Genomic DNA, 13,592 nt, shown 5'->3' on the forward strand with positions numbered 1-13,592 from the left:
AGGGCAGGGCTCGCCAGGCCCGCCATCAGCGCCACGGCGAGGAGGCGAGCCGCCATCGCTACTCCGCCGCGAAGGTCTGGGACAGCGGCGCGGGCGCCTCGTCCACGGGCGCCCCGGTACGCGCCAGCACGGCGCGCAGGTCACGGATCGCCGGGAACACCTCGTTGTTCCAGTCCGAGCCTTGGGCGTCGTAGGCCTGCTGCTCGTACTCGACGATCTCCTTGTCCTCGCGGAAGATGTTCTCGGTGAACCAGGTGACGAAGGGCCAGGCGGCGTCGATCAATCCCGGCACCGGCGGCCGCTTCACCGACAGGTAGCCATAGGTGCGGTTGGTGCGCTGCTCGTGGTCGAGCGGGGTGTAGGCCAGCCACACGTCCAGTACCGGATCGTCCGTCAGGTGGATGTCGCGGCCGACCCAGACCTTGAGCGACTGGTTGGGATAGTCGGTACGGATACGCATGTGATCGGAGAAGTCGGCTTTCTTCTCCCCGCGCTTCCTCACCATGTCCACGATCACCCGCTCGCCGATGGAGGGCCGGCCCGCAGTGCGGCTGAAGGTGTATTCGACCTCCGCCCAGGTATCCCCATGCTGGCGGCCGATGCAGCGGGCCTTGATCGAGCCCATCTGGGCGCGGTGCATGAACTGGTGGTTCATGTCGAACAGGTTCTCGTGCATGAAGGTGTAGTGGCAGGCGACCTCACGGTTCAGCCGCCGGGTCTTGTAGTCCTTGCGCTGGGACGAGCCGAGGGTGGCGGGTAGGCGGCTCTCCGCCAGGGCCGGGTCGCCCGGGAACACGAACACCAGCCCGTCCACCTCTCTGGCGGGATAGCTGCGGACCCCATTGGGCAGGCGGTCCTTGCCGAGGTAGGGGACGTCGACGCAACTGCCGGTCTTGTCGTAGGCCCAGCCGTGATAGTGGCACTTGACCTGCTCGCCCTCCACCACGCCGAGGTGCAGCGGCACCTGGCGGTGGGCGCAGCGGTCCTCCAGCGCGAAGACCACGCCGTTCTTGCCGCGGATCAGGGCGATGGGCTGGCCGGCGAAGCGCTTGCCGAGCGCCTTGCCGGGCTTCAGCTCATCGGACCAGGCCAGCGGATACCAGTAGTCCGGATGGGCGCCGACCCGGCGCAGGTCGAAGGCGTTGGGCGAGTTCGCCGGCCGCATCGAGATCAGGTTCGAACCGTCGTCCGGCATCGGGCCCTCCAGCAACGAGTTGAGGTTAGCGTCTACGGCTTAGCACACAAGTGCGCGCGCGGTGGCCTTTGTGCCCGCCGTCAGACCTCCAGCGCCTTCACACCTGGCAGGGTCCTGCCCTCCATCCACTCCAAAAAGGCGCCGCCGGCGGTGGAGACGAAGGTGAAGTCACCCGCGACGCCCGCATGGTTCAGCGCCGCCACCGTGTCGCCGCCCCCGGCCACCGCCACCAGCCGGCCGGCCTTGGCGCGCTCAGCGGCGTGTTTGGCGGCCGCCACGGTCGCTCTGTCGAAGGGCGGCACCTCGAACACGCCGAGCGGCCCGTTCCAGATCAGGGTGGCTGAGCTGTCCATCGCCGCGCACAGGCGGTGCACCGTCTGCGGCCCGGCGTCCAGGATGCGCTCGTCGCCGTCCACCCCGTCGCGGGCGCGGGTGAAATGCGGCGCGTTCGGCTCCAGCCGCTCGCTCACCACCACGTCCATGGGCAGCAGCAGCTCGCAGCCGCTGTCGGTCGCAAGCTGCATGATCTCCAGGGCGGTTCCCTTGAGGTCCTTCTCGCAGTAGGAGGCGCCGACCTCGAAGTCCTGGGCGTAGAGGAAGGTGTTGGCCATGCCGCCGCCGATGGCCAGCCGGTCCAGCCTGGTGACCAGGTTCTTCAAGAGGTCGAGCTTGGTGGAGACCTTGGAGCCGCCCACGATCCCCAGCACCGGCCGCTCCGGGCTGCCCAGCGCCGTCTCCAGCGCCTCCAGCTCGCGCTGCATGGACAGGCCGGCATAGGCCGGCAGCCGGTGGGCCAGCGCCTCGGTGGAGGCGTGAGCGCGGTGGGCGGCGGAGAAGGCGTCGTTCGCATAGACGTCGCCGAGCCTGGCCAGCTGGTCGGCGAAACCCGACTCGTTCCTCTCCTCCCCCGCATGGAAGCGCAGGTTCTCCAGCAGCAGCACGCCGCCGTCATGCAGGTTGGCCACCGCCTGCTCCGCCGCCTCGCCCACGCAGTCGGGCGCGAAGGCGACGGGCGCGTTCAACACCTGGGCCAGGGGCTCGACCACCGGCTTGAGGCTCATGGACGGCACGACCTGGCCCTTGGGCCGGTCGAAATGGGCCAGCAGCACCACTCGCGCGCCCTTCTCCCGCAGGGCCTCCACCGTGGGGACGATGGCGCGCAGGCGTGTGTCGTCGGACACCGCCCCCTCGCTCATGGGCACGTTCAGGTCCACGCGGACCAGGACGCGCTTGCCTTTGAGGTCGCCGGCTTGGTCGAGGGTGCGGAAGGGCATTCGGGTCCTATGACTGCCTGAATCTACTCAGCCGGGTGCGAGGCGGCCGACCGTCGACGCTCCCGCGCCTCGATGCGCGGAACAATCACCAGGGCTCCGCCTCCGAGCACAAAGCACAGCGCTCCAAGCGACATGATAAAGGCAAAAATCGAGTCGGACATGGTCAGGTCTCCTCGGCCTTGGCCTGTAAGTATATTCCGAGTGCGACGACCGCGCCACCGACGACCAAGCCCGCAAGCGAACGAGGCCAGTCCACGCTGGATAGACCACCCGCCTTGATGACCGATCCCAAGCCGCCGAGACCCACAATAGCCTTGCCGCCGAGGTCGAGCGTCTCCCCAGGCTTGCGAAAAACGACTTGAGCAAAGGCTGAGTGCTTCTTCGGCTTGCCCGCCGTCGCCTCATCCACCACCAGGCGATAGCCTACAGGAACCTAGCCATCGCCCTCGCGGTGTCGGCCATGCGGGTGGAGAAGCCCCACTCGTTGTCGTACCAGCTGAACACCCGCGCCAGCTTGCCCTCGATCACCTGGGTCTCCGGACAGGCGAAGGTGGAGGAGTGGGGATCGTGGATGAAGTCGCTGGAGACCAGCGGCTCGTCGGTGACGCCGAGGACGCCCTTCAGCGGGCCGTCGGCGGCGGCGCGCATGGCCGCGTTGATCTCCTCCCTGGTCACTTCTCGGGACGGCACGATCTTGAAGTCGATCACGCTGACGTCCGGCGTCGGCACCCGCACCGAAGCGCCGTCCAGCTTGCCCTTCAGCTGCGGCAGCACCAGGCCCAGCGCCTTGGCCGCGCCGGTGGAGGTGGGGATCATGTTCTGGGCGGCGGTGCGCGCCCGGTACAGGTCCTTGTGCATCTGGTCCAAGGACGGCTGATCGTTGGTGTAGCTGTGGATGGTGGTCATGTAGCCGCGCTCGATCCCGCAGAGGTCGAGCAGCACCTTTGCCACCGGCGCCAGCGCGTTGGTGGTGCAGGAGCCGTTGGAGACGACGGTGTCCTCGGCGGTCAGCTCATGGTCGTTGACCCCCATGACGATGGTCTTGTCGGCGTGATCGCCGGGCGCGGAGATCAACACCCGCCTGGCGCCGGCCTCCAGGTGGGCGGCCGCCTTGTCCCGGGCGGTGAAGATGCCCGTGCACTCGAACGCGATGTCGACGCCCAGCGCCTTGTGGGGGAGTTCCGCCGGGTTGCGGACGGCGGTGGCCTTGATCCGACCGAAGCCCACGTCCATCCAGTCGTCGCCGTGGGTGACGGTCCCGGGAAACCGCCTGTGGGTGCTGTCGTACTTCAGCAGGTGGGCGTTGGTGGCCACGGGGCCGAGGTCGTTGATCGCCACCACCTCGATGTCAGTGGCCTTGTGCTCGGCCAGCGAACGCAGGACCAGACGACCGATGCGGCCGAAGCCGTTAATGGCGACGCGGATGGCCATGGGTCAGGAATGCTCCGAAGGCTGTGCGGCCGGCCTCAATCGCCAGGGCCTTTATGTGGCCTGCGGTTTTGCGGGGGAGGGAGGCTGAGTCAACCCCGCCAACCGTTTCTTAGCCGACCCGACGCTATGACCCGCTCCGAGCAGGAGGCCGGCCATGCCCGCGCGCGCATCCATGATCCATACTCCGCCCGCTTGGCCGCGGGTCTGCGCCGTTCTGGCGGCGGCGGTGGCGATGATGTGGGCGGCGCTGGTGAACGGCCAGCCCTTCTTCACGCCAGACACCCAGGCCTATGTGCGCGGCCCCGACGTGGCTGTGGTGAAGCTGCTCGGCGCCCGCTTCGCCTCGCCCTGGGCGCGGCAGGAGCCGCCGGGCGCCCATGTCGCGTCCACGGTCTTGGAAGCCGGATCAGCCCCCAAGCATTCCTACGATGACAACGAGGTGCTGGCGGGCCGCTCGATCTACTATGGCGCCCTGGCCTATCTTGGTCAGATCACCGGCGGGTTCTGGCTGACGGTGTTCGTCCAGGGACTGGCGGTGGCGTGGCTGGCGGAGATCGTCCTGCGCGCAGCGGATCAGCGGAGCCTGCTGGCCTACGCCGTCGCCGTGGCGCTGCTGGCCTTGGCCACGCCCGCGCCCTTCTTCGTCGCCGACCTGATGCCGGACATCTGGTCGGGCGTGGCGGTCGGGGCGATGGCGCTGTTGTTCGCGCTGCCGCACCGGCTGACGCGCCTCGATCTGGCGACGCTCGCGGCGATGACGGTGTTCGCGGCCATGGCGCACAGCTCGCACGTGCTCATCATCGCGGGCGTGCTGGTCGCGGGCCTGGCGCTCTGGGGGCTTGGATCAAGGCTCGGCCTCGCCGGCGCCGACCCGCGTTCGGCCCTCGTCGTCGGCATGGCGGCGCTCGTCTGCGCGGTGGCCGGGACGATGCTGTTCTCGGCCATGGTGAAGCATTCGGTGGGCGCAGCCCCGATCACGCCGCCCTTCCTGACCGCGCGGGTCGTGGCCGATGGACCGGGCCGGCTGTATGTGCGCGAGCACTGCCACGACCATCCCTTCGCCGTCTGCGCCTTCGCCGACAGGCTGGCGGGCGTCGACACCGATGGCTTCCTATGGGACGAGAACCCGAAGACCGGCGTGTTCGCCGTCGCCTCGCCCGCCCAGCGCCAAGCGCTCGCCACTGAGCAGGCCCGTTTCGCGCTGGCCTCCACCCTGGCGCACCCATGGCTGCAGGCGCAGGCCTCGGCGAAGAACGTGGCGCTGCAGCTGGTCCAGACCGACCTGGACGACTTCGACTACAAGCCCAACGTGCTCGCCTCGCTGCGCGCGGACCTGCCGCCCGAGCACCGGGCGCGGCTGGAGACCAGTCTGGCCGCCCGCCGCGGCTGGCCGATCGGCCCGCTCTGGGCCGAGCAGGCGGTGGTGATCTGGCTGTCACTGGGCGTGATCGCCTGGAGCCTGCTCGGGCGTGGCGGCTCACCCGAACTGAGCCGCTTCGCCCTTCTGGCGATGTCCGGAGTGCTGGCGAACACGCTGGCCTGCGGAGTGCTGTCGGACCTGTACGGCCGCTATCAGGCGCGCTGCATCTGGGTGCTGCCGCTGGCGGCGACCATGATGGCGGCGCAGGCGTTCGAGCGGCGCCGGCGCTCGCAGACATTTACCGGCCGGACCTCCTCACCGGTCATCCCGGCCGAAGCATGAGCTGCGAGCCGTGACCAAGGGCCGACGGCGCGACCGTGCCCCTGGGATGACAGGCAAAGGCGCGCTCACCCCTTCTTGAACAGGTCCGCCCAGCGGCGCTCCTCGCGATCCTTCCACGCCCCCCGGTGATAGGCGTCCGAGGCGATCAGGGGGACCACGGTGGTCGCTTCGGCGAACACCATCTGCTCGAAGGTCACGTCCACCTTGCCCCAGCTGCACGCCTCCTTCAGCGTGGAGGAGGAGCAGGCACCGTCGCGCACGTCCGCCACGGTGATCTGCACGGCGTACTTGTGCATCTCCGCCTCCTGCCCGAGGATTTCGGCGCAGACCACGGTGTCCTGGGCGAAGTTCTTAGGGACACCCCCCCCGACCATGAACAGGGCGGTGGTCCCAGCCGCCATCTTCACTTCGGTCAGCTCGCGGAAGTCGGCGACGGAGTCGATGGAGACGTAGGGCTGACGGGCCTTGATCTTCTCCACCTGGTGCTTGACCAGACCGAAACCGGCGGACGAGTCACTGAAAGCCGGGCAGAAGATCGGCACGCCGTGCTCGTAGGCCGTCTGGATCAGGCTGCCGGACTTCCTGGCCCCGCCGTTCGCCAGCCAGCGGCCCATCTCCCAGATGAACTCACGCGAGGAGTAGGGGCGCGGCTCCAGGCCGTCGACGATCTCCTTGATCGTCTGGTCGCAGCTCTGCAGCTCCTCCTCGTCGATATAGGTGTCGTAGATGCGGTCGATGTAGAGCTCGCGCAGGTCGCGGTCGTCCACCGAGGCCTGGGCCTGGTAGTGCTTGAAGCCCAGCGCCTCGAAGAAATCCATGTCGACGATGGAGGCGCCGGTGGCCACCACCACGTCCAGCATCTTGTTGGCCGCCATGTCGCGGTAGACGTGCATGCAGCCCGCCGCGGACGTGGAGCCCGCCAGCGTCACCCACACCGAGCAGGGCTTGTCCTCGTAGGCCATCGTCAGGATGTCAGCCGCCCGCGCGGTGTCGCGCGAGGTGAAGCTCATGGCGCGCATGTAGTCGATCACCGGGCGCGCATCATAGGCGGTGATGTCCACGTGCTGGACGGTCTTGGCCAGCAGCTCGGCCTTGCGGTTGGTCTGGTCGGGAGAGACGGGAGCGTTCATCGTCTTCGGTGTCCTTGTCTGAAGAGGTGAGCGCCCGTCGTTGAACCGGACGGAGCGACGGTATGGGTGATCTGAGGGACCGGCCGCTTCGTCCTTCGACAAGCTCAGGATGAGGCGGCCTAATGACCCGACGGCGACGGCTGCACCCGGTGAATGGCCGAGCGGCCTGCAAGTTCGGCCTCATCCTGAGCTTGTCGAAGGACGAGGCCGAACCGCATAACCGCTACTTCCGTCGCCGCCTACGCCGCGAACGTGACGAGAGCTTGACGACCTTGGCCTCGGCGACTGCGGGCGCGGCCTCCGGCTCCTCGGGCGCCAGGCCGTACAGGCTGGCCATGGGCGCATCGTCCACCACCACCGTCTCCACGTCGCCGAAGCCGTTGAAGCGGGTGGCCATGGCCACGCCATAGGCGCCGAGCATGCCGATCTCGATGTAGTCGCCCTCGTCCACGTCGTCCGGCAGGAAGAAGGGGCCGGGCATGTGGTCGATCGAGTCGCAGGTAGGGCCGAAGAAGCCGAACGGCGTCACGTCCGAAGACGCCGCCCCGTCGCGCACCAGCTTCACCGGGAACGGCCATTTGGAGTGGGTCGCGTCGAACATCGAGCCGTAGGAGCCCTCGTTCAGATACAGGGACGATCCCTTGCGCAGCTCCACCTTGGTCAGGATCGAAGAGGCTTCGGCCACCAGGGCCCGGCCAGGTTCGCACCACAGCTCGGTGGTCTCATGGACCATCATCTCCTCGAAGCCCGTATGGATGGCGTCCATGTAGAGCTTGAGTTCCGGCGGCTGCATGCCGGGATAGATGGACGGAAATCCGCCGCCCACGTCCACCACGTCGGCGAACACGCCGGCCCGCACTAAAGCCCGCGAGACCTGCGCCATGGCCGCCTTGTAGGCGTAGGGGTTCATGCACTGGGAGCCCACGTGGAAGCTCACGCCCATCAGCTCCTCGGTCGCCTGACGGGCGGCGAGCAGCAAAGCCGGCGCGTCCTCCGCGGACACCCCGAACTTGCCGCCGAGGGTGTACTGGGCGCCCTCGGTGTTCACCGCCATGCGCACGATCAGGTTCAGGTCGCGGGCCTCGCCCGTCTCCTTCAGGATCTTGGCCAGCTCCTCATGAGTGTCGAGCGCGAAGGTGCGCACGCCGAACTCATGGTAGGCGCGCCGGATCGCCGCCCGGCTCTTCACCGGGTGCATGTAGGCGAGGCGAGCGTCGGGCGCGATTGAACGCACGAGCTCGATCTCCGGGATCGACGCCACGTCGAAGGCCCGCACCCCATTGTCCCACAGGGTCTGGATGACCCATGGGCTCGGGTTCGCCTTCACCGCGTAGAAGATGTCGCCTTTGAACTGTGCCTGGAACCAGTTGGCCGCTACGGCAACGACGCCAGGACGCACGAGTGCGACTGGACGTTCGACGGACCGCTCACGGACCAGGTCCAGGGGCGTATGGTAGTTTCCCACCTCACGTAAACCCCTATGATTGTTGAACCTAGACCGGCGTTAGCAGCACTGCGGACAGCGTTGATCGGGTCCGCCGGGAAGCGCGAAATAGGGTCGATGGACCCCCGTGTAAAGCGCTTATCGGCCCGTGCGGCGAAAAGATTGTAACTGGTTGACGCAGATGAACTTTTTAGAGGCGCGCGAGCGGCTTTTCGTCATCCTTCCTGGATGGTCAGGGCGGCGGGGCGGCCAAGGGCGGCGAGCGCCTGAAGCACGACATCCGTCCTGACCGTCCCTGCGCCGCCGAGGAGCCTGCGAACGGATCGTAGGCTGCGGCCAAGCCGTTCGGCGAGAGCGGCGTCAGTCACCTGCTGCTCCGCCATCACAGCGGCAAGGGCGGCGCGGGCCGCCGTCGCCGGATCCAGCATCACCCACTCCTCCCCAGGCTGGAGAGGCGATGGGGCGGGCACTGCCTCACCGAGCGCCAGACGATGCAGGATGACGGCGTCGAGCGCGTCCGCCGCCAGGGTCCGCGCCGCCGCCGCCGTGGCGGCGCCGGTGATCGCCTCAGGCAGGTCCCGGAAGGTGACCGTCACCCCGTCGGCGTCGGCCCCTGCGAGATGGGCGGCATAGGCGTAGGTCCGCATGGTCAGAAATCCTCGCGCGAAATATGGAGCTGCTTCAGCATGGCGTGAAGCGTGCCAATCGGGATTTCGCCCGTCTGCACGAAGGTCCGGCGATCCGCCACATCCAGCATCTGGTGGCCGCCCTTGCGGCGACCTTTCGTGACTCGGCAGATCACGTCGTGGGTCTTGGCCCAGACCTCAACGCGCCGAATGAACTCCCGTCCGTTCACGCCGACAGCTGCTGCTTCACCCGCTCCGCCAGCATCTTGATGTCGATGGGCTTGGGCAGGAAGGTGACGCCCGCCTCGCCCTCCAGCAGGTCGGAGAACTCGGCCTCCGCATAGCCGGAGATGAACATCACCGGGATCGAGCCGAGGTGGGGCCGAGCCTTCTTGAGCAGGGTCGGTCCGTCCAGGCCGGGCATGATGACGTCGGATATCATCAGGTCGATCTCGCCCGCATGGGCCTCCGCCAGTTCCAGCGCCTCCTCGCCGTCGCAGGCCTCGATCACCTCGTAGCCGCGGGCGCGCAGCAGGCGCGCTGCGACGCCGCGCACCGCGTCCTCGTCCTCCACGAACAGGATGCGGCCGGCGCCGGAGAGGTCGCGGGCGGCGGGCTTCGGCGGAGGGGCAGGCGCGAACTGGGGCTGGCCGGCGGGCGGCGTATAGATCGGCAGGAAGATGCGGAAGGCGGCGCCCGTCTCGGGCCCGCTCTCCACGTGGATCCAGCCGTCGGCCTGCTTGACGATGCCATAGACGGTGGCGAGACCCAGGCCGGTGCCCTCGCCCACCGCCTTGGTGGTGAAGAAGGGCTCGAAGATCTTGGACATGGCCTCGGCCGGGATGCCGGGGCCGTTGTCGGTCACCTCGATCAGGGCGCAGCCCTCGAGCGGCGCGGTGGGGTAGCCCAGGGTCTTGGCGGCGGCCTGGCCCAGGCGCGCGGTATGGATGCGGACGGTGGCGATCTGGCCGGCGCGCGCGCCGTGGGAGCGGAGCGCGTCGCGGGCGTTCACCGCCAGGTTCATCACCGCGGTCTCCAGCGCTGACTTGTCGGCGCGGACCAGCGGCAGGTCGCGGCCATAGTCGGTGGAGAGCAGCACGTCCTCGCGCAGCAGGCGGCGGAGCAGCACCTCGAACTCGCTGATCAGCTCGCCGAGGTCCAGCGTCTCGCGCTGCACCGTCTGCTTGCGGGAGAAGGCCAGAAGCTTCTTCACCAGGTCGGCGGCGCGAATCCCCGTCTGGCGGATCTCGTTCAGGCCCTCGTAGCTGGGATCGCCCACGGGATGGCGGTGCAGCAGCTCGTCCAGGCGCAGCTGGATGGCGGTGAGCAGGTTGTTGAAGTCGTGCGCCACGCCGCCGGCGAGCTGGCCGATGGCCTGCATCTTCTGGGACTGCACAAGCTGCAGTTCGAGCTGCTTCTGCTCGGACACGTCCAGCAGGTAGGCCACCACCCGGTCGGCGGCCTGAGTGACGTAGAGGTGTGCGACCTTGGCGGGACCGGCGCCCGCCACCTGCGCCAGGCGGACCTCGACAGGTCCGCCCTGGCGGGAGGCGAGCCTGGTGCGCGCCTCGTTGCGCGACGCCGGGTCGATCAGGTCGCTGAAGCAGATCCCCGGCTGGGCGGCGCCGTCGGTCAGGGCCTCCATGGCCTCGTTGGCCTCGATGATCGCCGCCTCGAAGGTGTCGCCGCCCTCCAGCAGGGCGGCGCCGAAGGGGGCGGCGGCGGCGAAGGCGTCGAGCGTCGTGGCCGCCGCCACCGGGCTCGCGGCCAGCGGCGCCGGGCCGGTGGCGAGACGCTGGACCGAAAGCCATTCCGACTTCGGCTCGTCGCGCACCAGGCGCAGCAGCAGCTTGTCGTCGCCCAGCCGCGAGATCATCGCCGGCCGCCCCGCGCCGGAGCCGAAACGCGCCTCCCCGGCGCCCGTGCGGCGCGCCAGCGCCAGGGCGGCGTAGAGCGCCTTGCCGGCCGCACCTTCCCGCGCGAGGCGGCGCATGACGCCGGCCTCGTTGCGCCAGGCGAGGTTGAAGCTGACCAGCCGTCCGTCGGCGGCGGTGACCGCGGCGGGTTCCGCCAGGGCGTCCACCAGGGCGTGCAGGCCGTCATCGGCGGCCAGAGCCCGCCGCGGTTCGCTGCTGGCGAAGGCGTAGATGCCCGCGAAAGCCACGCCTGCCAGCCCCATGAGCAGCAGCAGGCCCGGCCCGGTGGTCGGACCGGCTCGGAACGCCGGATAGGCCGCGGCGCCTATGGCCAGCAGGAAGAAGACCGCCGCCGCAATCGACAGCGGATCGATACGGCGGCGGCCGGCGACTCGGACAGCCTCCAGGGATGGGGTGGTCATGGCCATGGCGTGCACGCCTTCGGAAGCCTGCCAAGGGAGGCCTTCGCCGACCCGGGGCGCGAAAAAGGAGCGGAGTCGATCATAGTCTCATCGCGCCGCACCGCCCAAGGCGGTGCGCAGCGGCCGTGCCCGGCGCTTCGACGCACCGAGCACGAAGCCGACGACCTTAGCCACTGCCCGGTAGTGCTCACGCGGAATGGTTTCGTCTACCTCGACCACGGCGTACAGCGCGCGGGCCAGAGGAGGATCCTCCACCACGGCGACGCGGTGCTCTTCGGCGACCTCGCGGATTTTCAAGGCCACGGCGTCAACGCCCTTGGCGATGCAGATCGGCGCGGGCGTCTCGCCCTGGACGTAGCGGAGCGCGACGGCGAAATGGGTGGGGTTCATGATCACCAGCGTGGCCTTGGGGACGTTCTGGATCATGCGCTTCTTGGCCCTGGCCATGCGCTGCTGCTTCAGGCGGGCCTTGATCTGGGGGTCGCCCTCGCTGTCCTTGGCCTCATGCTTCAGGTCCTCGCGGCTCATCCGCATCTTCTGGGTGAAGCGCATGCGCTGGATGAAGACGTCCATGGCCGCGCAGACGGCGAACACCAGAACCCCGGCCAGCAGCAGGGCGCGCAGCACCTCGACAGACAGGGGCAGGATGGCCGAGGGGTCGATCCAGGACAGGGACGGCAGGGCCGCGACGCGGGACCTCAGCACCGCGAAGACCACCGCCCCCATGGCGGCCAGCTTGAACAGGCTCTTGCCGAAGCTGATCAGGTTGTCCACGCCGAACAACCGCTTCAAGCCTTCCATCGGGTTCAGCTTGGAATAGTCCGGCGCGAGCTTGGCCGGAACGAACAGCACCCCGTGCTGCAGGACGTTGCCGGCGATCCCGGCCGCCGCGCCCGCGCCCAGCACGATGAAGGCCGGTGCCGAGGCCAGCAGGGCCGAGTGCAGCACCTCCACCGCGCCGTGCTGGGATAGGTCGATGGCCTCTGGATGGGCGATGAAAGGCAGGAGCCGCTCGGTGAGGCCTCGCGCCATGGCGCCCCCGCCGCCCAGCGCCACGGCGGCTGCGGCGGCGAGAGCCAGGGTGGGCGCCACCTCCGGCGACTTGGCGACATCGCCCTTCTCGCGGGCCTGCTGCAGCCTGCGGGCTGAAGGGGCCTCTGTCTTGGAGTCCTTGTCCTGGGCGTCAGACATGCTGAGCCTTGAGGGTCAGACCCCTACGGACAACAGGGCGCCCGTTCATGCCAGCCGTTCGACGAAGGCGCGGAAGCGGTCCAGCCAGACCAGCCCCATGGCGCCCAAGCTCAGCGCGAAGACCGACAGGCCCAGCAGGAGCGAGAGCGGCTGGGCGGCGAAGAAGACCTGGAACTGCGGCATGATCCGGGCGACCAGGCCCAGCGCCACGTTGAACACCAGGGCGAACACCAGAACCGGCGCGGAGAGCTGCAGCCCCAGCGTGAAGGTCTCCGCGAACGTCCTGATCGCCAGGTCCGCGAGGTCACCGATGCGCGGCGTCCGCCCGGCGGGGAACAGGGCGTAGGAATGGGCGATGGCGCCGATGAACAGCTGGTGCAGGTCGGTGACGAAGACCAGCGTCACGCCGAGGAGTCCCAGGAAGGCGCTGACGCTGGCGGTCGGCTGGGCCTGCAGCGGATTGGTGGTCTGGGCGAAGGACAGGGTGGTCTGTAGCGAGACGATCTCGCCCGCCACCGCCAGGGCGCCCAGGAACATCCGGAGCAGCGCGCCGAGCCCGAGGCCCACAACCAGCTCTATGCCCATCTGTCCGACGAGCGCCGCCAGGCTGTCGGGCACGGGCGGGAGGCCGGCGCGCACGATCGGGTACATGACGAGCGCCAGCACAAGGGCGAAGGCCAGCCGGATGCGGGCGGGGATCGCGGCTTCGCCGATGCCGGGCAGCAGCATGACCAGGGCGCCCACCCGGGTGAACACCAGGCCTATGCCGAAGACCTGCGCCGCAAGCGCAAAGTGCTCCACGACCCGGCGCGCCCCCTTCACATCCCTGCGATGCGGGCGGCGATCTGGCGCATGAAGCCGCTCATCAGCGCGCCCATCAAAGGCAGGGCGATGAGCAGGGTGGCGAACACCGCGATGATCTTGGGGCCGAAGACGAGCGTCTGCTCCTGGATCTGGGTCACCGCCTGCAGCAGCCCGATGGCGACGCCGACCACCAGGCCGACCAGCAGCACCGGACCTGCGAGCTGGAGAACCAGCCAGATGGCCTGGCGGCCCACGTCCAGCACCTCGGTTCCGTTCATCGCGTCACGCTCCTGGGCCGCCCAGCACACGGACGCCACGGTGCAAGCTCGCCGGTTAGGGTTAACAAAGCGGTTACACGTCGGCGCCCTTTGCCGGGCGCCGGCAAGGCTTGCCGGGTCGGCGAAGGGCGCCGTATGCGCTTGCGCCAAAGAGGAAGCGCCCATGACCCCCCCCTCCC

Annotated in this window: 13 protein-coding genes; 1 reads left to right on the top strand and 12 read right to left on the bottom strand. The window is 68.9% G+C overall.

Features of this window, described 5'->3' with window-relative positions; genetic code table 11:
- Positions 1-58 precede the first annotated feature (58 nt).
- From HUV06_RS09535 to gap, 4 genes are all read right to left on the bottom strand, one after another.
- On the bottom strand, positions 59-1,195 hold the full coding sequence (locus HUV06_RS09535; RefSeq protein ID WP_174301037.1) for an aromatic ring-hydroxylating dioxygenase subunit alpha: 1,137 nt from the start codon (positions 1,193-1,195) through the stop codon (positions 59-61).
- Positions 1,196-1,275: 80 nt separating this feature from the next.
- Positions 1,276-2,469 carry a phosphoglycerate kinase gene (gene pgk / locus HUV06_RS09540; RefSeq protein ID WP_174301038.1) on the bottom strand — a complete coding sequence of 398 codons (1,194 nt, stop codon included), beginning with the start codon at positions 2,467-2,469 and terminating at the stop codon, positions 1,276-1,278.
- A 163-nt stretch (positions 2,470-2,632) separates the two neighbouring features.
- Entirely contained in the window at positions 2,633-2,881 is a 249-nt protein-coding gene (locus tag HUV06_RS09545; protein WP_174301039.1) for a hypothetical protein, read from the bottom strand.
- 11 nt (positions 2,882-2,892) lie between these two features.
- Complete coding sequence (gene gap / locus HUV06_RS09550) at positions 2,893-3,900, bottom strand: type I glyceraldehyde-3-phosphate dehydrogenase (protein ID WP_174301040.1); 1,008 nt, start codon at positions 3,898-3,900, stop codon at positions 2,893-2,895.
- Positions 3,901-4,054: 154 nt separating this feature from the next.
- On the opposite strand from gap, the gene HUV06_RS09555 reads away from it, so the two are divergent.
- Positions 4,055-5,602 (top strand): hypothetical protein, encoded by a 1,548-nt coding sequence (locus tag HUV06_RS09555; protein ID WP_174301041.1) that lies wholly within the window; start codon positions 4,055-4,057, stop codon positions 5,600-5,602.
- A 65-nt stretch (positions 5,603-5,667) separates the two neighbouring features.
- Here the strand turns inward: HUV06_RS09555 and HUV06_RS09560 are convergent, their stop codons facing one another.
- The 8 genes from HUV06_RS09560 to fliQ all read right to left on the bottom strand — a co-directional run bounded on the left by HUV06_RS09560 (position 5,668) and on the right by fliQ (position 13,413).
- Positions 5,668-6,732 (bottom strand): deoxyhypusine synthase, encoded by a 1,065-nt coding sequence (locus tag HUV06_RS09560; protein WP_174301042.1) that lies wholly within the window; start codon positions 6,730-6,732, stop codon positions 5,668-5,670.
- A 223-nt stretch (positions 6,733-6,955) separates the two neighbouring features.
- Positions 6,956-8,197 (bottom strand): type III PLP-dependent enzyme, encoded by a 1,242-nt coding sequence (locus HUV06_RS09565; protein WP_174301043.1) that lies wholly within the window; start codon positions 8,195-8,197, stop codon positions 6,956-6,958.
- 194 nt (positions 8,198-8,391) lie between these two features.
- Entirely contained in the window at positions 8,392-8,823 is a 432-nt protein-coding gene (locus HUV06_RS09570) for a type II toxin-antitoxin system HicB family antitoxin (protein ID WP_174301044.1), read from the bottom strand.
- A 2-nt stretch (positions 8,824-8,825) separates the two neighbouring features.
- On the bottom strand, positions 8,826-9,032 hold the full coding sequence (locus tag HUV06_RS09575; RefSeq protein WP_174301045.1) for a hypothetical protein: 207 nt from the start codon (positions 9,030-9,032) through the stop codon (positions 8,826-8,828).
- Entirely contained in the window at positions 9,029-11,140 is a 2,112-nt protein-coding gene (gene cckA / locus HUV06_RS09580; protein ID WP_174301046.1) for a cell cycle histidine kinase CckA, read from the bottom strand. Before cckA ends, HUV06_RS09575 begins: the two co-directional genes overlap by 4 nt.
- A gap of 87 nt (positions 11,141-11,227) precedes the next feature.
- The gene (flhB, locus tag HUV06_RS09585; protein WP_174301047.1) at positions 11,228-12,331 is read right to left on the bottom strand and encodes a flagellar biosynthesis protein FlhB; all 1,104 of its coding nucleotides are present in this window, start codon (positions 12,329-12,331) and stop codon (positions 11,228-11,230) included.
- A gap of 45 nt (positions 12,332-12,376) precedes the next feature.
- Complete coding sequence (gene fliR, locus HUV06_RS09590; RefSeq protein WP_174301049.1) at positions 12,377-13,132, bottom strand: flagellar biosynthetic protein FliR; 756 nt, start codon at positions 13,130-13,132, stop codon at positions 12,377-12,379.
- A gap of 17 nt (positions 13,133-13,149) precedes the next feature.
- Entirely contained in the window at positions 13,150-13,413 is a 264-nt protein-coding gene (gene fliQ / locus HUV06_RS09595; protein WP_174301048.1) for a flagellar biosynthesis protein FliQ, read from the bottom strand.
- Positions 13,414-13,592 lie beyond the last annotated feature (179 nt).

It is taken from the genome of Caulobacter sp. S45, from assembly GCF_903642205.1.
Taxonomy (GTDB): domain Bacteria; phylum Pseudomonadota; class Alphaproteobacteria; order Caulobacterales; family Caulobacteraceae; genus CAHJWH01.

Excerpts from the sequence above, each read along its gene's own strand:
- HUV06_RS09535 (WP_174301037.1), bottom strand. The coding sequence starts at position 1,195 with ATGCCGGACGACGGTTCGAACCTGATCTCGATGCGGCCGGCGAACTCG.
- pgk (WP_174301038.1), bottom strand. The coding sequence starts at position 2,469 with ATGCCCTTCCGCACCCTCGACCAAGCCGGCGACCTCAAAGGCAAGCGC.
- gap (WP_174301040.1), bottom strand. The coding sequence starts at position 3,900 with ATGGCCATCCGCGTCGCCATTAACGGCTTCGGCCGCATCGGTCGTCTG.
- HUV06_RS09555 (WP_174301041.1), top strand. The coding sequence starts at position 4,055 with ATGCCCGCGCGCGCATCCATGATCCATACTCCGCCCGCTTGGCCGCGG.
- HUV06_RS09560 (WP_174301042.1), bottom strand. The coding sequence starts at position 6,732 with ATGAACGCTCCCGTCTCTCCCGACCAGACCAACCGCAAGGCCGAGCTG.
- HUV06_RS09570 (WP_174301044.1), bottom strand. The coding sequence starts at position 8,823 with ATGCGGACCTACGCCTATGCCGCCCATCTCGCAGGGGCCGACGCCGAC.
- cckA (WP_174301046.1), bottom strand. The coding sequence starts at position 11,140 with ATGACCACCCCATCCCTGGAGGCTGTCCGAGTCGCCGGCCGCCGCCGT.
- flhB (WP_174301047.1), bottom strand. The coding sequence starts at position 12,331 with ATGTCTGACGCCCAGGACAAGGACTCCAAGACAGAGGCCCCTTCAGCC.
- fliQ (WP_174301048.1), bottom strand. The coding sequence starts at position 13,413 with ATGAACGGAACCGAGGTGCTGGACGTGGGCCGCCAGGCCATCTGGCTG.